The sequence below is a fragment of the Enterobacter sp. B79-1 genome (assembly GCF_057444735.1).
Genome location: NZ_JBYAZJ010000003.1, coordinates 323,408 through 345,860, shown reverse-complemented (window position 1 = coordinate 345,860; position 22,453 = coordinate 323,408). Strand labels below are relative to the sequence as shown.

The 22,453-nt window shown below is 53.7% G+C and carries 19 protein-coding genes, 1 tRNA gene and 2 pseudogenes; 12 read left to right on the top strand and 10 right to left on the bottom strand.

The features are described 5' to 3' along the window. Positions 1 to 11: 11 nt before the first annotated feature. The 3 genes from yagF to AC2T6E_RS12025 all read left to right on the top strand — a co-directional run bounded on the left by yagF (position 12) and on the right by AC2T6E_RS12025 (position 5,210). Positions 12 to 1,979, top strand: coding sequence for a xylonate dehydratase YagF (gene yagF, locus AC2T6E_RS12035; RefSeq protein ID WP_148400900.1), 1,968 nt, complete (start codon positions 12 to 14; stop codon positions 1,977 to 1,979). 226 nt (positions 1,980 to 2,205) lie between these two features. Beyond that, positions 2,206 to 3,588, top strand: a complete 1,383-nt coding sequence (locus AC2T6E_RS12030) for an MFS transporter (protein ID WP_148400899.1) — start codon at positions 2,206 to 2,208, stop codon at positions 3,586 to 3,588. Between the two features lie 11 nt (positions 3,589 to 3,599). After that, positions 3,600 to 5,210, top strand: a complete 1,611-nt coding sequence (locus tag AC2T6E_RS12025) for a glycoside hydrolase family 43 protein (RefSeq protein WP_486691919.1) — start codon at positions 3,600 to 3,602, stop codon at positions 5,208 to 5,210. Positions 5,211 to 5,214: 4 nt separating this feature from the next. Here the strand turns inward: AC2T6E_RS12025 and xynR are convergent, their stop codons facing one another. The 4 genes from xynR to argL all read right to left on the bottom strand — a co-directional run bounded on the left by xynR (position 5,215) and on the right by argL (position 8,015). Beyond that, on the bottom strand, positions 5,215 to 5,973 hold the full coding sequence (gene xynR / locus AC2T6E_RS12020; protein ID WP_134691264.1) for a DNA-binding transcriptional repressor XynR: 759 nt from the start codon (positions 5,971 to 5,973) through the stop codon (positions 5,215 to 5,217). 194 nt (positions 5,974 to 6,167) lie between these two features. Next, a complete protein-coding gene (locus AC2T6E_RS12015; RefSeq protein WP_148400896.1) occupies positions 6,168 to 6,620 on the bottom strand; it encodes a DUF3828 domain-containing protein in 453 nt (150 codons plus the stop codon). A gap of 325 nt (positions 6,621 to 6,945) precedes the next feature. Then, on the bottom strand, positions 6,946 to 7,950 hold the full coding sequence (gene argF / locus AC2T6E_RS12010) for an ornithine carbamoyltransferase (RefSeq protein WP_486691916.1): 1,005 nt from the start codon (positions 7,948 to 7,950) through the stop codon (positions 6,946 to 6,948). After that, on the bottom strand, positions 7,920 to 8,015 hold the full coding sequence (gene argL, locus AC2T6E_RS12005; RefSeq protein WP_213014347.1) for a putative translational regulatory protein ArgL: 96 nt from the start codon (positions 8,013 to 8,015) through the stop codon (positions 7,920 to 7,922). The genes argF and argL overlap by 31 nt, the downstream gene beginning before the upstream one ends. A 99-nt stretch (positions 8,016 to 8,114) precedes the next feature. Between argL and rraB the strand changes: the two genes are divergently transcribed. From rraB to AC2T6E_RS11980, 5 genes and pseudogenes are all read left to right on the top strand, one after another. Next, positions 8,115 to 8,540 carry a ribonuclease E inhibitor RraB gene (gene rraB, locus AC2T6E_RS12000; protein WP_008501374.1) on the top strand — a complete coding sequence of 142 codons (426 nt, stop codon included), beginning with the start codon at positions 8,115 to 8,117 and terminating at the stop codon, positions 8,538 to 8,540. 47 nt (positions 8,541 to 8,587) lie between these two features. Then, positions 8,588 to 9,346, top strand: a complete 759-nt coding sequence (gene miaE, locus AC2T6E_RS11995) for a tRNA isopentenyl-2-thiomethyl-A-37 hydroxylase MiaE (protein WP_023345335.1) — start codon at positions 8,588 to 8,590, stop codon at positions 9,344 to 9,346. Between the two features lie 30 nt (positions 9,347 to 9,376). Continuing rightward, complete coding sequence (locus AC2T6E_RS11990) at positions 9,377 to 10,099, top strand: topoisomerase II (RefSeq protein ID WP_486691913.1); 723 nt, start codon at positions 9,377 to 9,379, stop codon at positions 10,097 to 10,099. A 106-nt stretch (positions 10,100 to 10,205) separates the two neighbouring features. Next, positions 10,206 to 10,290 (top strand) — tRNA-Leu (locus AC2T6E_RS11985). A 208-nt stretch (positions 10,291 to 10,498) separates the two neighbouring features. Beyond that, a pseudogene (locus AC2T6E_RS11980) lies at positions 10,499 to 11,744 on the top strand (tyrosine-type recombinase/integrase). Here AC2T6E_RS11980 and AC2T6E_RS11975 read toward each other — a convergent pair. The 4 genes and pseudogenes from AC2T6E_RS11975 to AC2T6E_RS11960 form a co-directional block, all read right to left on the bottom strand. Next, positions 11,727 to 13,667 carry a hypothetical protein gene (locus AC2T6E_RS11975; protein ID WP_486691911.1) on the bottom strand — a complete coding sequence of 647 codons (1,941 nt, stop codon included), beginning with the start codon at positions 13,665 to 13,667 and terminating at the stop codon, positions 11,727 to 11,729. The pseudogene AC2T6E_RS11980 and the gene AC2T6E_RS11975 overlap by 18 nt on opposite strands. Then, a complete protein-coding gene (locus AC2T6E_RS11970; RefSeq protein WP_486691909.1) occupies positions 13,655 to 14,191 on the bottom strand; it encodes a hypothetical protein in 537 nt (178 codons plus the stop codon). The genes AC2T6E_RS11975 and AC2T6E_RS11970 overlap by 13 nt, the downstream gene beginning before the upstream one ends. Positions 14,192 to 14,197: 6 nt before the next feature. Further along, positions 14,198 to 15,466 carry a hypothetical protein gene (locus AC2T6E_RS11965; protein WP_486691907.1) on the bottom strand — a complete coding sequence of 423 codons (1,269 nt, stop codon included), beginning with the start codon at positions 15,464 to 15,466 and terminating at the stop codon, positions 14,198 to 14,200. A 265-nt stretch (positions 15,467 to 15,731) separates the two neighbouring features. Further along, a pseudogene (locus AC2T6E_RS11960) lies at positions 15,732 to 16,290 on the bottom strand (phosphorothioated DNA-binding restriction endonuclease); the annotation flags it as partial. Between the two features lie 301 nt (positions 16,291 to 16,591). Here AC2T6E_RS11960 and AC2T6E_RS11955 point away from each other — a divergent pair. Beyond that, positions 16,592 to 17,047: a SymE family type I addiction module toxin gene (locus AC2T6E_RS11955; RefSeq protein ID WP_486691905.1), complete on the top strand. Its 456-nt coding sequence runs from the start codon at positions 16,592 to 16,594 to the stop codon at positions 17,045 to 17,047. 43 nt (positions 17,048 to 17,090) lie between these two features. Here AC2T6E_RS11955 and trpS read toward each other — a convergent pair whose 3' ends face one another. Then, the gene (trpS, locus tag AC2T6E_RS11950; RefSeq protein WP_486691903.1) at positions 17,091 to 18,092 is read right to left on the bottom strand and encodes a tryptophan--tRNA ligase; all 1,002 of its coding nucleotides are present in this window, start codon (positions 18,090 to 18,092) and stop codon (positions 17,091 to 17,093) included. A 199-nt stretch (positions 18,093 to 18,291) separates the two neighbouring features. Here trpS and fosA point away from each other — a divergent pair, with 199 nt between their 5' ends. Beyond that, positions 18,292 to 18,717, top strand: a complete 426-nt coding sequence (gene fosA / locus AC2T6E_RS11945; RefSeq protein ID WP_486691901.1) for a FosA/FosA2 family fosfomycin resistance glutathione transferase — start codon at positions 18,292 to 18,294, stop codon at positions 18,715 to 18,717. Here the strand turns inward: fosA and AC2T6E_RS11940 are convergent. Next, positions 18,703 to 19,710, bottom strand: coding sequence for a LacI family DNA-binding transcriptional regulator (locus AC2T6E_RS11940; RefSeq protein ID WP_028015352.1), 1,008 nt, complete (start codon positions 19,708 to 19,710; stop codon positions 18,703 to 18,705). The two genes, fosA and AC2T6E_RS11940, sit on opposite strands and share 15 nt — an antisense overlap. A gap of 185 nt (positions 19,711 to 19,895) precedes the next feature. Between AC2T6E_RS11940 and AC2T6E_RS11935 the strand changes: the two genes are divergently transcribed. Both AC2T6E_RS11935 and AC2T6E_RS11930 read left to right on the top strand, forming a co-directional pair. Next, positions 19,896 to 20,984 (top strand): cellulase family glycosylhydrolase, encoded by a 1,089-nt coding sequence (locus AC2T6E_RS11935; RefSeq protein ID WP_486691899.1) that lies wholly within the window; start codon positions 19,896 to 19,898, stop codon positions 20,982 to 20,984. A gap of 50 nt (positions 20,985 to 21,034) precedes the next feature. After that, complete coding sequence (locus tag AC2T6E_RS11930; protein WP_486691896.1) at positions 21,035 to 22,429, top strand: MFS transporter; 1,395 nt, start codon at positions 21,035 to 21,037, stop codon at positions 22,427 to 22,429. Positions 22,430 to 22,453: the final 24 nt, after the last annotated feature.

The window sequence follows — 22,453 nt, the reverse complement described above, 5'->3', positions numbered from 1 at the left end:
GGACGATAACGATGACCATTGAGAAAATTTTCACCCCACAGGATGACGCGTTTTATGCGGTGATCACCCACGCGGCGGGGCCGCAGGGCGCGCTGCCGCTGACCCCGCAGATGCTGATGGAATCTCCCAGCGGCAACCTGTTCGGCATGACGCAGAACGCCGGGATGGGCTGGGATGCCAACAAGCTGACCGGCAAAGAGGTGCTGATTATCGGTACCCAGGGCGGGATCCGCGCCGGAGACGGACGCCCGGTTGCGCTGGGCTACCACACCGGGCACTGGGAGATCGGCATGCAGATGCAGGCGGCGGCGAAGGAGATCACCCGCAACGGCGGGATCCCGTTCGCGGCCTTCGTCAGCGATCCGTGCGACGGCCGTTCTCAGGGCACGCACGGCATGTTTGATTCCCTGCCGTACCGCAACGACGCGGCGATCGTGTTTCGCCGCCTGATCCGCTCCCTGCCGACGCGCCGGGCGGTAATAGGCGTGGCAACCTGCGATAAAGGGCTGCCCGCCACCATGATTGCCCTGGCCGCGATGCACGACCTGCCGACCATTCTGGTGCCGGGCGGGGCGACGCTGCCGCCGACCGTCGGCGAAGACGCGGGCAAGGTCCAGACCATCGGCGCGCGCTTCGCCAACCACGAACTCTCCCTGCAGGAGGCCGCCGAGCTGGGCTGTCGCGCCTGCGCGTCGCCGGGCGGCGGGTGTCAGTTCCTCGGCACGGCGGGCACCTCGCAGGTGGTCGCGGAAGCGCTGGGCCTGGCGCTGCCGCACTCCGCGCTGGCGCCGTCCGGACAGGCGGTGTGGCTGGAGATCGCCCGCCAGTCGGCGCGGGCGGTGAGCGAGCTGGATAACCGCGGCATCACCACGCGCGATATCCTCACCGATAAAGCCATCGAAAACGCGATGGTGATCCACGCGGCGTTCGGCGGCTCCACCAATTTACTGCTGCACATTCCGGCCATCGCCCACGCGGCGGGCTGCACTATTCCGGATGTTGAACACTGGACGCGGGTTAACCGCAGGGTGCCGCGCCTGGTGAGCGTGCTGCCCAACGGCCCGGACTATCATCCGACCGTGCGCGCCTTCCTCGCGGGCGGTGTGCCGGAGGTGATGCTTCACCTGCGCGATCTCGGCCTGCTGCATCTTGATGCGATGACCGTTACTGGCCAGACGGTCGGCGAGAACCTCGACTGGTGGCAGGCGTCCGAGCGCCGGGCGCGCTTCCGTCAGTGCCTGCGCGAGCAGGACGGCGTGGATCCGGATGACGTGATCCTGCCGCCGGAGAAGGCAAAAGCGAAAGGGCTGACCTCGACGGTCTGCTTCCCGACGGGCAACATCGCGCCGGAAGGGTCGGTGATCAAGGCCACGGCGATCGACCCGTCGGTGGTGGGCGAAGATGGCGTGTACCGCCACACCGGCCGGGTGCGGGTGTTTGTCTCGGAAGCGCAGGCGATCAAGGCCATCAAGCGGGAAGAGATTAAGCAGGGCGATATCATGGTGGTGATCGGCGGCGGCCCGTCCGGCACCGGCATGGAAGAGACCTACCAGCTCACCTCCGCGCTCAAACATATCTCGTGGGGCAAAACGGTATCGTTAATCACCGATGCGCGCTTCTCGGGCGTGTCGACGGGCGCCTGCTTCGGCCACGTGTCGCCGGAGGCGCTGGCGGGCGGGCCGATTGGCAAGCTGCGCGATAACGACATCATCGAGATTGCCGTGGATCGTCTGACGTTAACTGGCAGCGTCAACTTTATCGGTACCGCAGAAAACCCGCTGACGCCGGAAGAGGGCGCGCGCGAGCTGGCAGTACGGCAGACGCACCCGGACCTGCACGCTCACGACTTTTTGCCGGACGACACCCGGCTGTGGGCGGCGCTGCAGTCGGTGAGCGGCGGCACCTGGAAAGGCTGTATTTATGACACCGATAAAATTATCGAGGTAATTAACGCCGGTAAAAAAGCGCTCGGCATTTAATTATTTTCTGAGATAAAACCGTCTGCGGGAAATATTCCGCGGACGGTTTTATCTCGCCTGTAATTTGCTAATTTAAACAACAAGTTGAGATATATCGTTGGCGTCACAAAAGCAAAATAACGTAATTCAGAAATAAGATATGACCATTGCTGGTTAATTGAACAGCTCATTACACTCCATTAACACGATGTTGTAATTCAGCACACTACATAAGGGTGTAATTCTGATGACGCAATTAACCATGAAAGACAAAATTGGCTACGGGCTGGGTGACACCGCCTGCGGCTTCGTCTGGCAGGCCACGATGTTCCTGCTGGCCTATTTCTACACCGACGTCTTCGGCCTGTCGGCGGGGATTATGGGCACGCTGTTTTTGGTCTCCCGCGTGCTCGACGCCGTCACCGACCCGCTGATGGGGCTGCTGGTAGACCGCACCCGCACGCGGCACGGCCAGTTCCGCCCGTTCCTGCTGTGGGGCGCCATCCCGTTCGGCATCGTCTGCGTGCTGACCTTCTACACGCCGGACTTCTCTGCACAGGGCAAGATCATCTACGCCTGCGTGACCTACATTCTCCTTACCCTGGTCTACACCTTCGTTAACGTGCCGTACTGCGCCATGCCGGGCGTCATTACCGCCGACCCGAAAGAGCGTCACGCCCTGCAGTCCTGGCGCTTCTTCCTGGCCGCGGCGGGCTCGCTCGCCATCAGCGGCATCGCGCTGCCGCTGGTCAGCATCATTGGCAAAGGGAACGAGCAGGTGGGCTACTTCGGCGCCATGTGCGTTCTGGGGCTGAGCGGCGTGGTGCTGCTCTACGTCTGCTTCTTCACCACCAAAGAGCGCTACACCTTTGAGGTACAGCCGGGCTCGTCGGTGGCGAAAGATCTTAAGCTGCTGCTGGGCAACACCCAGTGGCGCATCATGTGCGCGTTCAAGATGATGGCAACCTGTTCCAACGTGGTGCGCGGCGGGGCGACGCTCTACTTCGTGAAATACGTGATGGATCACCCGGAGATGGCGACCCAGTTCTTACTCTACGGCAGCCTTGCCACCATGTTTGGCTCGCTCTGCTCCTCCCGCCTGCTGGGCCGCTTCGACCGCGTTACCGCCTTCAAGTGGATTATCGTCGCTTACTCGCTGATTAGCCTGCTGATTTTCGTCACCCCGGCGGAGCACATCGCGCTGATTTTCGCCCTCAACATCCTGTTCCTGTTCGTCTTTAACACCACCACGCCGCTGCAGTGGTTGATGGCCTCTGACGTGGTGGATTATGAGGAGAGCCGCAGCGGTCGCCGCCTCGACGGGCTGGTGTTCTCCACCTACCTGTTCAGCCTGAAGATTGGCCTGGCGATTGGCGGGGCGGTGGTGGGCTGGATCCTGGCGTACGTGAACTACTCCGCCAGCAGCAGCGTGCAGCCGGTCGAGGTGCTGACCACCATCAAAATTCTGTTCTGCGTGGTGCCCGTGGTGCTCTACGCGGGCATGTTCATCATGCTGTCGTTTTATAAGCTCACCGACGCCCGCGTGGAGGCCATCAGCCAGCAGCTGATTAAGCACCGCGCGGCGCAGGGCGAGGCCATTCCCGACGCTGCGACAGCCGCATCCCATTAACCGGAGGCAATATGGAAATCACCAACCCAATACTCACCGGCTTCAACCCGGACCCGTCCCTCTGCCGTCAGGGCGAGGACTACTACATCGCCACCTCGACCTTCGAGTGGTTCCCGGGCGTGCGCATCTACCACTCCCGCGACCTGAAAAACTGGTCGCTGGTCAGCACCCCGCTGGACCGCGTGTCGATGCTGGACATGAAGGGCAACCCGGACTCCGGCGGCATCTGGGCGCCGTGCCTGAGCTACGCCGACGGCAAATTCTGGCTGCTCTACACCGACGTGAAGATTGTCGATTCGCCGTGGAAAAACGGCCGCAACTACCTCGTCACTGCACCGTCCATCGAGGGGCCGTGGAGCGAGCCGATCCCGATGGGCAACGGCGGGTTTGACCCGTCCCTGTTCCACGACGACGATGGCCGCAAATACTATATCTATCGCCCGTGGGGGCCGCGCCACCACAGTAACCCGCACAACACCATTGTGATGCAGGAATTTGACCCGCAGACCGGCACCCTCGCGCCGGAGCGCAAAACCCTGTTTACCGGCACGCCGCTCTGCTACACCGAAGGGGCGCACCTGTATCGCCACGCGGGCTGGTACTACCTGATGGTCGCCGAGGGCGGCACCAGCTACGAGCACGCCGTCGTGGTGCTGCGTTCCAAAAATATCCACGGGCCGTACGAACTGCACCCGGACGTGACGATGATGACCAGCTGGCACCTGCCGGAGAACCCGCTGCAGAAGAGCGGCCACGGCTCGCTGCTGCAGACCCATACCGGGGAATGGTACATGGCCTACCTCACCAGCCGCCCGCTGCGCCTGCCCGGCGTGCCGCTGCTGGCCTCCGGCGGACGCGGCTACTGCCCGCTGGGCCGCGAGACCGGCATCGCCCGCATTGAGTGGCGCGACGGCTGGCCGTACGTGGAAGGCGGCAAGCACGCGCAGCTGACCGTGAAAGGCCCGCAGGTGGCGGAACAGCCTGCATCCATTCAGGGCAACTGGCGGGAGGACTTCGACGGCAGCACGCTCGACCCGGAACTGCAGACCCTGCGCATCCCGTTCGACGACACCCTCGGCTCGCTCACCGCGCGGCCCGGCTATTTACGGCTCTACGGCAACGACTCGCTCAACTCGACTTTTACTCAGTCGACCGTGGCGCGCCGCTGGCAGCACTTCGCTTTTCGTTCAGAAACGCGGATGCAGTTCTCGCCGGTCCACTTCCAGCAGAGCGCGGGGCTGACCTGCTACTACAACAGCAAAAACTGGAGCTACTGCTTTGTGGACTACGAGGAGGGGCAGGGGAGAACCATCAAGGTTATTCAGCTCGACCACAACGTGCCGTCATGGCCGCTGCACGAGCAGCCCATTCCGGTGCCGGAGAGTGCGGAGAGCGTCTGGCTGCGGGTAGATGTGGATACGCTGGTCTACCGCTACAGCTACTCGTTCGACGGCGAGACGTGGCACGCCGTGCCGGTAACGTATGAGGCGTGGAAGCTATCGGACGACTACATCGGCGGGCGCGGCTTCTTCACCGGCGCATTTGTGGGGCTGCACTGCGAGGACATCAGCGGCGACGGCTGCTACGCGGACTTCGACTACTTCACCTACGAGCCGGTCTAACGGCTCAGGCCGGGTAGCCCAGCGCGCGTGAGAGCTGGAGCCCGGCCTGCTGAAGCTGCTCGCGGAAATCAGCCAGCTCGGCGTCGTCCACCCGGGAGGTCAGCGTCGACAGGCTCAGGGCAGCGATGACGCGGGACTCGTGGTTCCACACCGGCACCGCCACGCAGCGCACGCCCTGCTCGTTCTCTTCGCTATCAAGGGCATAGCCCTGCTCGCGGGTCTGCGTCAGGGCGGCCATTAGCTCTTCACGAGAGGCGAGGGTGGAAGGGGTATAGGTGGTGTACTGATAGCCCTCAAGCAGGGCGTTCAGCTCGGTCTCGCCCAGCCAGGCAATCAACACCTTGCCGATGGCGGTGGCGTGAACCGGCAGGCGGCGGCCGATGCGCGAATAGGCTATGGCGGCCAGCTTGCCTTCAATCTTCTCGATGTAGACCCCTTCACGCCCGTCCAGGATCCCCAGATGGGTCGTCTGCCCGGTCCGCTGGGACAGCTCCGTCAGCCAGCCTTTCGCCTTCTGACGAATATCGATGGAGCCCACGACAAAATGACCGCGCTCGACCAGCTTCATGCCGAGGCGATACTTGCCGTTCTCCGGGTTCTGATCGATATAGCCGTGAAGCTGCAGGGTTTTCAGCAGCGAGTGGAGGGTACTCTTGCTCAGCCCCATCAGTTTGCTGATGTCGGTGATCTTAAGCTCGGTGGCCTGCTCGTTGAACAGGTCGAGGATCTGCAACGCACGTTCAACAGACTGAATAATCGGCATAATGCTGGTATGTCCACGCTGGAATTAAGGCGAAAACGTACCTTTTTCGGGGTGAAAAATCAATGAAATGGAGCCGGTTTGCCCGGCGGCGCTTCGCTTGCACGGGCCTACGGGTTGTGTAGGCCGGGTAAGCGCAGCGCCACCCGGCAAGAAGAGCGCACCGATTCAATATCATTGTCAGTACGTTGTTTGGCTCAGTTCGGTATAGTCAGGTTTCTTGAAAATTCAACAGCAGAAACCGACTGCACCTTCCATAAGTTGTTTTCTTTAACCATGCAGTCTATGACTACGTGGTCCTGTTTTTTACCGAATGCAATGTATACGTTGACACAGACTGGATCGGTATCCCCGGCTATGGCAGTTACATTCTGCGGCCAGTCATCGCCGACGTATTGCGCTTTTAAAAATATATCAGCCTCGTAAAACTCTTCGTCTGCATAGCGAGGATCCTGAGTGCGTCGGAGTTTTTTCATTGTTGATGCTGTGACATATTTATCTATTTCGTTTCCATCAGTAATGGGAAATGCATCTTTGTTGATTTGATTAACGTACCAGCTGTTAAATTTTACAGCACGTTCAATCGGGTCAGAGTGGCCAGCCATTGCAGAGGAAGAAAATATGAAGAGAATTAGTAAGATATTTTTCATATTAGTAGTGCCTGTAAAGGGTGGCTGCGGGCATACGACACAGCTTCATGCTTATTCCATGACATAGATAATCCTTATTAACGAAATGCAGCAATAAGGAAATATTACGCCGTTAATATACACTGATTTGTAATTGATAATGAATTAATATTAACTATTATACATCCAATAAATAATGACTAATAAAATTATAAATATATATTATGGTTGATAGATATTTGTGGGGTGTGTCAGGGAAATGAATTTTTATGCCAATAGACTGGGAATGATTATCTGCTGAAAAATAATTCAGCAGATAATTACCATCTCAAGGTAGGAGAGGGGCTCACTCCCCAAGCGTCGCCACCATCACCGCCTTAATCGTATGCATCCGGTTTTCCGCCTGGTCAAACACGATGCTCGCCGGCGACTCAAACACCTCGTCCGTCACTTCCATCCCGCCGTGCAGGTCGAACTCTTTCGCCATCTGCTTGCCGAGCGTGGTCTGGTCGTCATGGAACGCCGGCAGACAGTGCAGGAACTTCACGTCCGGGTTGCCGGTCAGCGCCATCATCTGCGCGTTCACCTGATACCCGCGCAGCAGCGCAATCCTCTCCGCCCATTTCTCTTTGGCTTCGCCCATCGACACCCACACGTCGGTATAGATAAAGTCCGCGCCCTTCACGCCCGCCGCCACGTCTTCCGTCAGGGTGATTTTCCCGCCGTGCTTCTCCGCCAGCGCGCTGCACTCCGCCACCAGGCTCTCTTCCGGCCAGCAGGCCTTCGGGGCCACCAGACGCAGATCCAGCCCGGTCAGCGCCGCCGCTTCCAGCATCGAGTTGCCCATGTTGTTGCGCGCATCGCCCGCGTAAACCAGCGTCATCTCGTTAAACCCTTTGCCCGGCAGGTGCTCCTGCATGGTCAGCAGGTCCGCCAGCAGCTGGGTCGGGTGGAACTCGTTGGTCAGCCCGTTCCACACCGGCACGCCCGCGTACTGCGCCAGCGTTTCGACCACTTCCTGGCCGTGGCCGCGATACTGAATGCCGTCGTACATCCGCCCGAGCACGCGCGCGGTGTCCTTAATTGACTCTTTATGCCCAATCTGGCTGCCGCTCGGCCCTAAATAGGTAACGCGCGCGCCCTGGTCAAATGCGGCAACTTCGAAAGAGCAACGGGTACGGGTCGAGTCTTTTTCGAAGATGAGCGCGATGTTTTTACCAGTAAGCTTCTGTACTTCCTTGCCATTTTTTTTATCGGCTTTGAGCTGTGCGGCAAGGGTCAGCAGAGAAGTGAACTGTGCAGGGGTAAAGTCGAGCAATTTCAGAAAGTGTTTCTTGTACAGATCAGACATTTTATCCTCACATGGCGAACGCCACTTATTGAATTAAAATTCACTTTATATGTGTAATTATTCATTTGCAACCCCGTTTCACAAATCTTTCCAACAAAGGTGGAGGCAAACCCGTCCGTGTGTGAAAATAGAAGTATCTGCCGCACTTTAAAGAGGATTGAGCCATGGCAAACCCGGAATTACTGGAAGAGCAACGCGAAGAGACGCGTCTGATTATTGAAGAGCTGCTGGAAGACGGCAGCGATCCGGACGCGCTGTACACCATCGAGCACCATTTCTCTGCGGATGATTTCGACGCGCTGGAAAAAATGGCCGTGGAAGCCTTCAAGCTGGGTTACGAAGTGACCGAGCCGGAAGAGCTGGAAGTGGAAGAGGGCGACACCGTCATCTGCTGCGACATCCTGAGCGAGGGCGCGCTGAAGGCGGAGCTGATCGACGCGCAGGTCGAACAGCTGATGAACCTGGCCGAGAAGTTTGACGTGGAATACGACGGCTGGGGAACCTACTTCGAAGATCCGAACGGTGAAGACGGCGAAGAAGGTGACGACGAAGATTACGTCGACGAAGACGACGACGGCGTGCGTCACTAAGCGTTTCAGGCGGTGGCCCCGCGCCACCGCTTTTTCAAGGCAGAACCATGGATTACCCGCAGATACTCGCCCCCGTACTCAACTTCCTTCAGTGCCCGACCCCGCAAGCATGGATTGATAAAGCCCGCGATCCGGCGAACCTGCCGCTGCTACTCACCGACCACATGGTGTGCGAGCTCAAGGCCGCCCAGACCGCGCTGCTGCTGGTGCGTAAATACGTCGCCGACGAAAGCGGTGCCGACGCGCTGCTCGACTGGCTCAAACCCTACGAACAGTTCACCTTCCGCGACGGCCCGGAGCCGGACTTCATCGCCCTGCACAGGCAGATTGGCAAAAGCGTGATGCCCAAAACCGACGACCCGTGGGGCCAGGCGCTCATCGACAGCATGGTGCTGCTGATTAAAGAGGAGCTGCACCACTTCTGGCAGGTGCGCGAGGCGATGCTGGCCCGCGATATTCCATACGTCAAAATCACCGCCAGCCGCTACGCCAAAGGGATGCTGAAGGAAGTGCGCACCCACGAACCGCTGACGCTGATCGACAAGCTCATCTGCGGCGCCTACATCGAAGCCCGCTCCTGCGAACGCTTCGCCGCGCTGGCCCCGTTCCTCGACGACGACCTGCAGAAGTTTTATCTCTCGCTGCTGCGCTCGGAAGCGCGCCACTATCAGGACTACCTGACGCTTGCCCGGCAGGTGAGCGACGACGATATCTCACCGCGCATAAAGCTTTTTGGCGAAATTGAAGCCACACTTATCTCGACACCGGACAACGAGTTTCGCTTCCACAGCGGCGTGCCGGTGTAAACCGGCATAATTCAAGGATAAGGATGCGAGATGAATAAAACGTGGACCCGTATTGTGATTGTCGTCATTGCGGCCGCCGCCGTGGCGTTCTGGGTATTCTTCGATAAGCAGCGTGCCCCCGAACACCAGATTGATACCACCCTCAACGCGATGCCCGCCTGGCAGGTGATTAAGGAGCAGGAGCCCGCGCTGCATCAGCGCATCCTCGACCAGATGGCCGCCCTGCAAAAAGCGGGCGAGCCGGAGCAGCAGATTATCGACACCATCCAGCCGCAGATCCTGCATCTGCAGATGTCGCGCCTGCAAAACGCCCCGGACGCCAACGTGGTGAACTACATGACCATCAACATGGAGCAGACTGCCGCCATCCAGAAGGTGAGCGACGACGCCTGCTTCCGCTTCCTCTACCCGATGGTGAAGGGCGGCGTGAACCCGATGCGCATGCTGGATAAAGACCTGATGACGCGGCGCATGCAGGCCGACGCCGACATGATGCGCGCGGCCTACGGCAAAAACCGCCACACCGTGACCCCGGCCGAACGCGAGGCGGCCGTCGAGGATGTGCGACCGATAATGAAGGCGCTTGCCGATAAGTATGGCGAGGACATCCAGCTGCTGCAGATGCCGGAGAAGGCGGTGGGCAAAGAGAAGCTCTCCTGCGATATGGTGCAGGAGATGTGGGCCAAGGTGCTGGCGCTGCCTGAGCAGAAGGCGGCGAGAGTGATTCGGCTGGCGGTGTCTGAGCTGGAGTGACAAAGGGCGCTGGTTTTTTGGGCACTTAGCGCGGGTTTAGCGCGTCGTCGCTTGCATGGCGGCGCGCGACAGGTATAATCCACAACGTTTCCGCATCCCCTTCAGTGCCGAAGTGGCGAAATCGGTAGACGCAGTTGATTCAAAATCAACCGTAGAAATACGTGCCGGTTCGAGTCCGGCCTTCGGCACCATTAGTACTTACATAACCATCCGATAAAGTCCAATTATTTCTTAAAAATCAATGCCTACAACGATTTTCACATCCTCAGTCGTCCGAAGTTGTCCGTTGAAATCCTGATGTCATTGGTGGCATTTTAACTTCGATTAGAAATGTACCCCCAAATTAAGCTCAACGGCAGTCAGGTCGAGACCGCAAAGCCAAAAGACTAAACCTACAAAATGGCCGATGGCGGCGGTTTGTATCTCGAGGTTTCGGCCAAGGGTTCTAAATACTGGCGCATGAAATACAGAAGGCCCTCTGACAAAAAAGAGGATCGCCTCGCTTTTGGTGGTTGGCCTACGGTGACGCTTGCTCAGACAAGAGCAAAGCGCGATGAAGCTAAAAAAATATTAGTCCTGGGCATTGACCCAAAAGCCGAAAAGAAAGAAGCTCAAGCCGAGAATTCAGGGGCGTATGCTTTCGAAACCATTGCTCGCGAATGGCACGCTAGTAATAAGCGATGGAGTGAAGACCATCGATCGCGCGTTCTTTGCTATCTTGAGCTTTATATCTTCCCTCATATCGGTTCGTCCGACATTCGCCAGCTCAAAACCAGTCACCTGTTAGCCCCGATTAAAAAGGTTTATGCCAGTGGAAAGCATGACGTTGCGCAGCGTCTTCAGCTGCGCGTCACGGCTATTATGCGTTATGCTGTACAGAACGATTTCATCGACTCAAATCCAGCCAGTGATGTGGTTGGTGCGTTATCGACAACCAAAGCGCGACACTATCCAGCGTTACCATCTAACCGTTTCCCTGAGTTTCTTGCTCGTCTCGCTGCATATCGTGGCCGTGTAATGACACGGATCGCGGTCGAGCTTTCCTTACTCACTTTTGTACGTTCCAGTGAATTACGTTTCGCTCGTTGGGATGAATTCGACTTCGATAAATCCCTTTGGCGTATACCTACGAAGCGAGAAGAAATTAAAGGTGTGTGTTACTCGTATCGTGGCATGAAGATGAAAGAGGAGCATATTGTTCCTCTCAGTCGGCAGGCGATGGTTTTGTTAAAGCAGCTCAAGAAAATTAGTGGTGATAAAGAGCTGCTATTCCCTGGGGATCACGACGCAGCTAAAGTTATGAGCGAAAACACGGTAGCGTGCGATGGGTTATGATACGAAAACTGAAGTTTGCGGGCATGGATTCAGAACAATGTCGCGTGGTGCTTTGGGAGAGTCTAGGTTATGGAGCGATGACGCTATAGAGCGGCAATTAAGCCATTCTGAACGTAATAATGTCCGTGCGGCTTATATTCATACATCAGAGCATTTAGATGAGCGGAAATTAATGGTGCAATGGTGGGCTGATTTCTTAGACTCTAATAAGGATTCATGGATTATGCCATATGATTATGCAAAAAATCCAATAGATGATAAGGCTATGAAAGGCCTGCTCGCAGGCCTTTCATTATTTATGTTTCAATAGTCGATTTTCTTTAGATAAATTTAATATAACATTGCTTTTTAATGACTCAGGGAATTTATCTACTCCCGTAGATAAAATTACTTGATAATCTAAATTGCGAGGATTCTCTAATGAATGCAAGCATCCTATCATTTGCTTAAGATTATCATTATCAATCCCTATGTTTTCAGGAGTGTCAATTAATAGTAACCTTGGGAAAGGTATATCATCAAGCAATGACATTTGCAGAAGTGTGACGTAATATAAAAATCTTTTGTGAACACTAGCACTTGCTTCCTTATAATCACCATTGTTAATTAGCGGCATGTAATCGTCTGCGCTAATTTCAGCGGATCTACAATCCTGAAGCGATATCCTCATGAATTTATTATAATATTTACTGAATTGGTTTACTTTTTCAATAAGCTCCTGTGCCGCTGAAGCTTCAAGTCTCTCGACAACTAATTTAGCAATGTCCATTTCAGTCTTAGACTTACTTTTATCATTTTGATAACCTTGTAAGCGCTCTTCAAGGATTAAAGCTTGCTTAAGATTACTGATTTTTTCTTTTTTATCGATTACATGATCTTCCACTTCATCAATTGCATCGAAATCAGTCAAATATTCTATCTTGTCAAGTGCACTACTTAACTCATCTTTTATTTGAGAGTTGATTATTCTTAATTTATTAATGCTTGTGTTTAGCGACTCAAGGTCTTCTTTAGAAGAATCTAAAGCTATCTTCATGGTTTCAAGTGATTTTATTTTGCTCTTGAGAAGCGAATAATATTCACTAGGATCGTAGAAATAACGCCTATAATCATTTTCATCTATTTCATTACCACATACGCACTTGTGAGTAGGGCGATCTACATGTTTAAGACAATATGGACACGTATCTGGGGTGAATATTTCAAGCTGCTTATGCGTATGTATTATTTTTTCTATTCTACGAGCATCTTCTCTCGTTCTGGATATAATATCATTAATTGATTCAATTTCTTTGTACTTATTAAGAATTTTATTTTCAAGTTCAATGATTTCAATTTCAGTTCTACTAAATGAGTCTTTTAATTTTGCGGTTTGGTTTATCCCAATATTATCTTTTGTTTTAATCTTAATACTGTTGTTTCTAAAGTTAATAAGCTTTTCAATTTCTAAAGAAAGTGACTGAATATTTTCTTTTAAAAAATGATCGTTTATAACTTCATTAATACCTAATTGCTTGTGCATCTCGCTAACGATGCCAAAATACTCATTATAAAGAATGTTAGCTTTATCATAATTATTTTGTTTGCGTTTTAAAGCACCATAGGCATCATAGAGTTGGACTAATGTCTTTCCTAATAAGACTTCGAAAATAGCCTTTCTAAGAAATACAGAGTCACTTACATAATTTTGTTGATCCGCTGGTTTGTATATGATGTTAGTATCAGTACCTTGATTGTGATATATCAAACGAAGTAGATCGTTGAAGCCAATTTTGAAGTTTTTCCCAGAGTGAAAAATTTCTATAGCTGGGATGCCTAGCTCATTTAAAAGCCAGTCAGAAAAAATGTAATCATCAAGTCTATTCCTATTTATAGGAAGGTAAGTGAAGTTCCCAAGATTTTCCCCATTAATTACAATGTCTTTCTCTGAAATTATTGTTATAAGGTTTTCACCAATTTTTCGGACCAGTTTATAAAAACTACCATTAGCAAAAATTTCTAGCTCAATAAAATTTGAACTATCGTTAACAATTTCTTTATGCGTTATTTTTTCACTCTTATTGAAATGAGAAACTTTTCCGCCTAAAGAGTAATAAATAAGGTCGAATAAAGTTGACTTCCCGCTTCCATTTGGTGCTTCTATGATGTTTATTTTATGTTCATCTAATGCAGGCGAACTAAAATTATAAATTTTGCCTTCATAGTGAACTTTATGGATTTTTAATTGGCCCATAGTTTAAGTCCGTAGCTTTCGAATACTCTAGCGATTAAAGTATTTAAGGTTAAACTGTTTATTCTCTGAACGATGCCTTTCAAAATATTGACATTACTGAACTCAGTGTAAAATATTTCTGTCGTAAAGAAAGTATTTATTTTATCTTTGTTGATTATCTTGACGTCATAGCAATCTGGCTTTTCTGTGCTGATTAAGGATATTATCTTATTCTTCTCTAAGCTTCTTAGTATCTTATATACTTCCCTTTCATTCAATGACGCTTTGACAAATGTATCGAATAATATTTCCTTATCCTCTGGATGCAAATTGGAATTATGCTCGTTGTTTGCCAGTATCGAAATTGCTGAAGGAGATGCAATAAGCTGCATAATGAAAGTAAGCTTTCTGTGATCCTTAAACACCATTTTTTTATTTGATATTTCCTTTAGGCAAATCAAGATCAAATATGTCAAAAAATAAAAATCCTCTCCAGAAATGAAGTTGATTTGTTTAATTCGAACATCTTTCTTTATACTGTTCATGTTTTATTATTCGTCATAAGCTAAATAGCAGTCATCAAATAAACTTAATATAATTCCTTTGATATTATCGCGATCATTTATTCTTATCCTATAAGTTTTTTTACGATCCTGCACATTATTATAACATAATTCAATCATTTCGTCTAAATGAATGTTAAGTTCATCAGGTGAGAAAGTTCTCTTTGAGCAATTATTTTCTAAGTATTCATCACACCATTCGTATATTTTGCATCGTAGAGAAGCGTACTCATGCCCGAATATACTCTCATTTGCTCTGGAATTTGTTGCCGTAAGACTCAGTCTTTTAAGTTTTCGTATGGAAATGTCCTTACATACACTTAGGTATTTTTCAGTGAGATTTCTCTGGTCCTCAGTGTCAATCTCTTCAAAACCCTCCCATGATGGATCAATTGGTTTATACTCATCATTGTTTGCTGCAATTTGCAAGAAAACAACTTGTACTTTTTCACGGCTAACAAAACGTCCAAATTTTCGTTCGTCTTGCTGTGATTTATCAAATAAAATTTCAATCGCGCTAAGGATTATATCTTCTTGACCAGAATGACGTTGATTGTAAAACTCACATTTTTTTATATCTTCTTTTACTGATTCATCTAATGCGGAAATATCGGAATCAATCATGATAATAGTGATTCCCTTTATAAATTCATTAAATTCTTCATTTGTCCATGCAGATACTTTATTATAATTGCCACCTATGTAATCGATGATTGTCTTATCTTTGTCTGTGTAAAAAGTGTATTGCTTTTTGTATTCATCTAAGAATAAATGTCGTGAGATTGTAATTTCATCTTCATCTAAATTTTCAAAGTTGACAATTTTTTTTAAAATACTAAATCGAGTTTCCTTGGTAGTAGTAATTGTATAATTTGGGATAAGGTCTAATATATATTTGTTGTCAAGTTGCTCTTGAGCTATCCTTGCATAACAGAATATGGAAAAATCAATCGTTTGGTTATCGTTAAAATAAGCAATGTACTGGTCCGCAAACGCTACCAAAGTATTTTTAATTGGTTCGCTATTAAAACTTAGACCACTGGTGTAAATTTTATTCTCTTCTATTTCCAGGTCAACGCCTGAGTTTTCTGGAACAAGCGTTGCAGAGTCTTCGATAAACTCAGTTGCGCAGTAGCATGCTCTTGGTCCATTTTGTTTTATAAGTCTCAAAAGGCGTTGTGCAGCTCTGGTGCGTTGAAAAGGTAAACCGCGACCAGAGGTTTTGCCTGCTTCTCGATTGATTGTCTTAACGTTCATAGACTTAAATAATTAGTTGTCAATTGTCTGATGCTATCAGATAAAGACGAAAAAAAGTACATCCTCTGTTCAAGTTGATACGTAGCTCTACATATATGCCACCAAAGCGCTTGACGCACGTTAAGAGTACGAGGCTTAGGATTTACATCGTTTCGCGCACTGCCCCGCCCGCTTCGCTTAACAGACTGGTTTTCATGCACCCCGTAAATCGTCTCAGGTGCCACCACACAAGGGCTTTCGCGTCACAAATGGCGTATGAGACTCATGCGTTTTCATGCGCCATAGATATGCACTCATACGCTCTCAGGCCAGCCAGGAAACAGCGGATCTCGAACCTTACGGATCTGCTGGATATCAAAGCCCATATCATCCGCGATCTCTTCCTGAATGCTTTCAGGAAAGTGCGCTTCAAGGATCTGCTGCGCCAGCGAGCTGATCAGATTTTTGTTCTTATTCAGCAGCGCAAAGTGTTCTTCATCAAACCCGCCTGCGACGTTATGTTCCACAAGTTCTTTAACAGGCGGTTGCTTACTGCCAATGGTCGAACAGAACTCAGTATTCTTCAGATCCCAAAATCCATCCCCTTTGAGCCGCCAGAAAGGCATATTCGGGTAATGCGCCTTCCTCTGTGGGCCAAAGCGTTCTAACAGGCTAAGCAACTGCTCGTGAACCTCGGTTCCATAATCAAACAGTCGCGCATGCCCCTGCTGATAGTTCGCCAGCACGTACAGAAGCAATAAAGGCTTATGCGGCGCACGCTGTTCGCCTTTGCGCCAGATGGTGATATCGGCAATTGCCTGTTCGAGAGTTTTGCTGGAAGCCATCGCGTTACGGAAGAAGGAAAATAATTGCGATGATGCTCGCAAAACCCAGACCAATCAACCCACAATCAGCAAAAACATGATCTTACCGCACACGAACTTTTTTCCTGAACCCTCCTCGCAAATTCCAAATTTACCCCACACCAAACCGCTGTATTTATATTCAGCCCTGTATAATGAGCACCAGAAATTACGCCGAACGGCAAAGGAAGTATCAAGGAATATTTAAAGAGAGAATTCGCGATATGAAGGTGCTGCAACACCCCCATACCGCTAACCACAAACAACTTTCAAGGAGTTGAAAATGGCTGCGACGAATTTTAAGCCAGAGTTTACTGTTTGCAAAACAGAATCAGACGCTTTCACCGGCATGATTGAAAACCGCGAGCTGGTGCGCAAAAACAGCGCCCGCCGACTTCACGGCAACCAGCCCAACGCGGCGCCCGTCCATCCTCGCGCGGAAACGCAGCAGGACAGTGCCGCCTGCTGCGAACTGTATGCGCGCATAGATATGAAATATCTTCTTCTGGGCGGCGACTGGTTAACCCGTGCAGGCTTTATCAACGGTATGCCCGTGAAAATCCGCGCTATGAAAGACTGCATCGTGATTACGCCGCAGCATACAAGAGAATTATGGGGATGCCTGGAAGGTATGAGCGTGGTGAATATAAATAAGCACAAAGTCGCACAATGGTTAAAAACGTTTCCGGGCGCGTTAAATGACACCGGTGATATTCCGGTGATCAAGCGCAACACCTGATAAATATCCCGGCCCTGCGCCGGGATTATTATTTAAGCCGCTTTCAAAACACCGGCACCCCCAGCCCAACCTTCACCTCCCTCAACGTCTCCTGCGTCACCCCCTGCGCCCGTTCCGTGCCGCGCTTCAGCATCGCCATCAGCTCTCCCTTGTCCTGCATATACATCGCTCTCCGCTCCCGCATCGGCGCAATCAGTTCCTGCAGGCACGCCTCCAGCTCGTTCTTACACACCCGGTCGCCCAGCCCGCCCGCCTGATAGTGCGCCTTCATCGCCGCCACTTTCTCCTTGTCCGGATGAAACGCGTCGAGGTAAGTAAACACCACGTTCCCCTCAATCTGCCCCGGGTCGCTCACCTTCAGGTGGTTCGGGTCGGTGTACATGGCGCTCACCGCACGATGAATTGTCTCTTCGCTGGCCGAAAGGTGCAGCGTGTTGCCCAGCGATTTTGACATCTTAGCGCTGCCGTCGATGCCGGGCAGACGGCTGGTGTCGCTCAGCATCGCCTTGCAGTGGCGCAGCACCGGGGTGGGCAGCAGGCTGTTCATCTTGTGCACAATCTCGTTGGTCTGCTCAATCATCGGCAACTGGTCGTCGCCGACGGGCACGCACTCGGCCTTGAACGCGGTGATATCCGCCGCCTGGCTGATGGGGTAGGCCATAAACCCGACCGGCAGCGAGCGGGCGAAGCCCTTCTGCGCAATCTCGTTTTTCACCGTCGGGTTACGCTCCACGCGGGCGACGGTGACGATGTTCATATACAGCATCGTCAGCTCGGCGAGGGCGGGCAGGGCAGACTGCAGGCAGATCGTGGTCAGGTTCGGGTCGATACCGGCGGCGAGGTAGTCGGCCAGCACTTCGGGGATGTTGTCGCGGATCTTCTGCGGGTTGCTGCCGTTGTCGGTCAGCCCCTGCAGGTCGGCAATCAGCACAAACTGGCTGTGCGTGTGCTGGAGCGCCACGCGCTGGCGCAGCGATCCGACGAAGTGGCCGAGGTGCAGCGGGCCGGTTGGGCGATCGCCGGTGAGGATAGTTGGTGCGTTCATAAAGACTCCTTAATGGGCAGTTGCCGAAAGGGGTCTTAAATGTGTGAAAGCCGCCTTTCGGCGGCTATCTGAAAATGGGGAAAACTACTCCGTGCCGCCTTTAAGAAGGCAGCCACCAGCGGTTTACGGTGAGGACGGCGTGGTTTATGTTCATCTCTTTACCGTACCACGTCCGGCGCGAAAAACAAAAGGGCACGTCATGCTGCAATCACTCAACCACCTGACCCTCGCGGTCAGCGACCTGCAAAAAAGCGTCACCTTCTGGCACGAGCTGCTGGGGCTTGCGCTGCACGCCCGCTGGAATACCGGGGCCTATCTCACCTGTGGCGATCTGTGGGTCTGCCTGTCGTACGACGAGGCGCGCCAGCACGTGTCGCCGCAGGAGAGCGACTATACCCACTACGCGTTTACCGTGGCGGAAGCTGATTTTGAACCATTCTCGCAAAGGCTGGAGCAGGCGGGCGTCACCGTCTGGAAGCAGAACAAAAGCGAGGGGTCGTCGTTCTATTTTCTCGACCCGGACGGGCACAAGCTGGAGCTGCACGTGGGCAGCCTCGCCGCGCGGCTGGCGGCGTGTCGCGAGAAGCCCTACGGGGGCATGGTGTTTACCTCAGACGAGGCTTGAGGCGCGCACCTTCAGCCTGCCCGCCAGCGTCACGTGCGTGGCGGCATCTTCCTGATTGCACAGGTACTCCACCGCCAGCCGTCCCAGCTCGCTGTAGGGCAGCTGGATGCTGGTCAGCGGCGGGGTGAGCTGTTCCGAGATCTTCTGGTCGTCGTAGCCCGCCAGCAGCATATCCTGCGGGATGCGCACGCCGTTCACCGCCAGCGCCTGATAGCAGCCAATCGCCAGCCAGTCGCTGGCGCAGAAGATGGCGTCCGGGCGCTCGGCCAGTTCCAGCAGGGAGGTGGTGGCGGTAAAGGACTCGCTGAACTGCCAGTTGGTCTGGCGCACCAGGCCGTCGTCGCACGCGAGTCCGGCCTGCTGCAGCGCGGCCTGGTAGCCCGCCAGACGCTGGCGCGAGGCCTCCATCCAGCTCTCCCCGGTGATGTGGGCGATGCGCGTGGCCCCGCAGGCGATGAGGTGTTTCGTCACCTGGAAGGCGTTGGCGTAGTCGTCCGGGATAAACGACGGCAGCAGCGGCGAGCCGGGGTCGCGCTGGTTGAGCAGCACCAGCGGGATGCGGGTGCAGTCCTGGAAGGCCGTCATATCCACCAGCGTGGTGACCGGAGAGGCGAGAATAATCCCGATGCAGTTGCGCTTCTCCAGCTGGCGGATGATGTTCAGCGCCAGCTCGATATCGTCGCCGTAGTCGTAGACGGTGAGCAGGGTCTCGTTGCGCCACGCGGCTTCCCGCGCCTGGCTGATGGCGTCGATAAACGGGTCGAAGCTCTGCATGGAGCTGACCAGCAGGGCGATCTCCTCCTGGTTGCGCGGGGCGTGAACGGCGGGGAGGCGGTCGTAGCCGAGCTCGGTGGCGACGCTAATCACCCGCTGGCGGGTGTCGTCGCTGAGCTTGATGTTGCGGGACTGGTTAAGCACCAGCGATACCGTCGCCTGCGACACGCCCGCCGCCCGCGCAATATCGTTCATCGTCACTTTCGTTTTTCGCTTCATCCGTCCTCTCCCTTTCGCGACTTCGCATCATACCCTAACCGCACGCTTTAGCGCCGTCGATCACGTTTCTCATTCATCGAAGCGTGAACTTTGTGAGAGCCGTCGCTTTTCGGAGCGCCGTGATTTGCGCATTTATCCTGCAACTAATATTTATTAGCTAAATATTATCAGTAAGAGGACGCGTAATGAAAGAGCAGTGGAGCAGGGAGCAGGCACAGGCGTGGTATGAGCTAAAAGGCTGGCTGTGCGGGTTTAACTATCTGCCGTCAACGGCGGTGAACTGGACCGATATCTGGCAGGCAGAGACCTTCGATGCCGCCACCATCGAGCGCGAGCTGGGCTGGGCGGCGGACGCGGGCTACAACACCCTGCGCATCAACCTGCCGTTTATCGTCTGGGAGCACGATCGCGACGGGCTGATGGCGCGCATCGACCGGTTTTTGACGATTGCCGACGTCCACGGATTCAGCACCATGCTGACCCTGATGGACGACTGCGGCTTCTCCGGCGACGAGCCGTACCTCGGCCCGCAAAAGCCACCGGTACCGGGCAAGCACAACAGCCAGGCGGCGGCGAGCCCGGGGCGCGACAAAGTGTGCGATCCCGACTGCTGGGCAGCCATTGAGCGCTATATCCGCGACGTTGTCCGCCAGTTCCGCGAGGATAAGCGTGTCCTGCTGTGGGATCTCTATAACGAGCCGGGCAACCGCGGCATTTTCGCGACCGGCACGCAGGAGGTGCAGTACGACGCGAAGCTGGAGACCTGCGCCCACGCGCTAATGAAGCTCGCATTCCAGTGGGTGCGTGAAGAAGACCCTACCCAGCCGCTCACCGTCTGCGCCTGGCGTCTGCCGCCGGAGGAGGAGGGCGAGACGTTCTTCCAGCATCCGCTGGACCAGACCGCGCTGGCGCTCTCGGACGTGGTGAGCTTCCACGCCTACACCCACACCGGGCGCATGACGGCGATTATTCAGCAGCTGCAACAGCTTGGTCGCCCGCTGTTCTGCACCGAATGGCTGGCGCGCCACGTGGGCAGCACCATCGAAGAGCAGCTTCCGCTGATGTACGCGGCGAAGGTCGCACCGTACCAGTGGGGGCTGGTGCGCGGCAAAACCCAGACGTGGCTGCCGTGGCCGGTGGTGATGAAGGAGTCCACGGACTACTGCCGCCTCTGGTTCCACGACGTGTTCGAGGAGAACGGCATCCCGTTCTCGCGCCGTGAAATCGCCCTGATGCAGCAGCTGCGCAAGATCGCCCCGCAGGCACAAGGCTAATAATATCGACCCGGCGGTCCACCGCCGGGCAACCAGGCAGGCATTTAACAATGGCAACGACAATGAAAATACCGTCACGCGAGCTGTGGTCTTATTTTGGTTATGGTTTAGGTCAGTGTTTTAGCTTTGGTTTAGTGGGTTCGTTTATTAACTATTTTTACACCGACGTGCTGGGGATCTCGGCGCTGGCGGCGAGCACCATCTTCCTGATTGCCCGCGCGTGGGACGCGGTTCACGATCCGCTGTTTGCCAGCGTTATGGACACCATTAACAGCCGGTTCGGCAAGTTTCGCCACTTTTTGCTGATCGCCCCGCTGCTGATCACCGGCGTCACGCTGCTGTCGTTCTATAAAATCGAAGCGGACATGACCACCAAAATCCTCTACGCCGGGGTGACCTACATCCTGTGGGGGACGCTGTATGCCATCTCCGATATTCCGTTCTGGTCGATGTCGTCGGTGATGACCAACGACTCCGCCCAGCGCACCCGCGCGGTGACGGCGGCGATGCTCGGGGTGAACGCGGGGATTGCGTGCGCCAACATCTTCTTCCCGAAGCTGGCGGCGTTCTTCGCCCAGTACAGCAACGATAAAGGCTACTTTATGGCGGCGCTGGTGATGATGCTGGTGGGCCTGCCGCTGATGCTCAACGGCTTTATGCAGATCAAAGAGCGCGTGCCGCCGAGCCCGGAAAAGGTGACGATGCGCGATACCTTCCACAACCTGCGCCAGAACAAGCCGCTGTTTATCGTCCTGCTGTCGTTCTTTTTCTGCGTGTTCCACAACGTGGCGGGCGGGCTGTATATCTACTTCTTTATCAACAATCTGGGCGACGGCAGCCTGCAGATGGCGATTGGCGTAATGGGGATTGTGGCGGCGGTGCTGTGCCTGGTCGCCCCGATGCTGACGCGCCGGATGCAGAAGCGGAAGCTGTTTATGATCCTCTGCGGGCTGGACGTGGCGGTGCGCGTGGTGATGTGGTTTGTCGGGTATCAGCAGGTGACGATGCTGTTTATTCTGCTCGGCCTGAGCACGCTGTTCGTGATGATGACCAACATCCTCACCTCGTCGATGATTGCCGACACCATCGAGTACGCGGAGTACCACACGAACAAGCGCTGCGCGGCGATCACCTTCTCCGGGCAGACCTTTACCGGCAAGATGTCGGTGGCGGTGGGCGGCGGGTTAATCGGCGTGTTTCTGACGATGATTGGCTACGTGCCGCAGGCGCAAATTCAGAGCGAAGGCGTGCTGTCGGGGCTGTTCTTCGGCATTTGCCTGCTGCCAGCGATTGGGTCGGTGATCCGCATCGTGTTTATGTCGCGCTTTACCTTCACCGAGGAGAAGCATGCGGAGATTTGTCGGCTGCTGGCGGAGCGGAACGCGTCTGCGAAAGCGCCGGGTGGCGGCTGCGCCTTACCCGGCCTACAGGACCAGCCCTTGTAGGCCTGATAAGCGAAGCGCCATCAG

Coding starts and splice junctions, on each gene's coding strand:
- AC2T6E_RS11930 (WP_486691896.1), top strand. CDS start 21,035: ATGGCAACGACAATGAAAATACCGTCACGCGAGCTGTGGTCTTATTTT.
- xynR (WP_134691264.1), bottom strand. CDS start 5,973: ATGCCGATTATTCAGTCTGTTGAACGTGCGTTGCAGATCCTCGACCTG.
- AC2T6E_RS12025 (WP_486691919.1), top strand. CDS start 3,600: ATGGAAATCACCAACCCAATACTCACCGGCTTCAACCCGGACCCGTCC.
- trpS (WP_486691903.1), bottom strand. CDS start 18,092: ATGAACGCACCAACTATCCTCACCGGCGATCGCCCAACCGGCCCGCTG.
- AC2T6E_RS11990 (WP_486691913.1), top strand. CDS start 9,377: ATGAATAAAACGTGGACCCGTATTGTGATTGTCGTCATTGCGGCCGCC.
- rraB (WP_008501374.1), top strand. CDS start 8,115: ATGGCAAACCCGGAATTACTGGAAGAGCAACGCGAAGAGACGCGTCTG.
- miaE (WP_023345335.1), top strand. CDS start 8,588: ATGGATTACCCGCAGATACTCGCCCCCGTACTCAACTTCCTTCAGTGC.
- argF (WP_486691916.1), bottom strand. CDS start 7,950: ATGTCTGATCTGTACAAGAAACACTTTCTGAAATTGCTCGACTTTACC.
- yagF (WP_148400900.1), top strand. CDS start 12: ATGACCATTGAGAAAATTTTCACCCCACAGGATGACGCGTTTTATGCG.
- AC2T6E_RS11955 (WP_486691905.1), top strand. CDS start 16,592: ATGGCTGCGACGAATTTTAAGCCAGAGTTTACTGTTTGCAAAACAGAA.
- AC2T6E_RS11940 (WP_028015352.1), bottom strand. CDS start 19,710: ATGAAGCGAAAAACGAAAGTGACGATGAACGATATTGCGCGGGCGGCG.
- AC2T6E_RS12015 (WP_148400896.1), bottom strand. CDS start 6,620: ATGAAAAATATCTTACTAATTCTCTTCATATTTTCTTCCTCTGCAATG.
- AC2T6E_RS11935 (WP_486691899.1), top strand. CDS start 19,896: ATGAAAGAGCAGTGGAGCAGGGAGCAGGCACAGGCGTGGTATGAGCTA.
- AC2T6E_RS11965 (WP_486691907.1), bottom strand. CDS start 15,466: ATGAACGTTAAGACAATCAATCGAGAAGCAGGCAAAACCTCTGGTCGC.
- fosA (WP_486691901.1), top strand. CDS start 18,292: ATGCTGCAATCACTCAACCACCTGACCCTCGCGGTCAGCGACCTGCAA.
- AC2T6E_RS12030 (WP_148400899.1), top strand. CDS start 2,206: ATGACGCAATTAACCATGAAAGACAAAATTGGCTACGGGCTGGGTGAC.
- argL (WP_213014347.1), bottom strand. CDS start 8,015: ATGAATAATTACACATATAAAGTGAATTTTAATTCAATAAGTGGCGTT.
- AC2T6E_RS11975 (WP_486691911.1), bottom strand. CDS start 13,667: ATGGGCCAATTAAAAATCCATAAAGTTCACTATGAAGGCAAAATTTAT.
- AC2T6E_RS11970 (WP_486691909.1), bottom strand. CDS start 14,191: ATGAACAGTATAAAGAAAGATGTTCGAATTAAACAAATCAACTTCATT.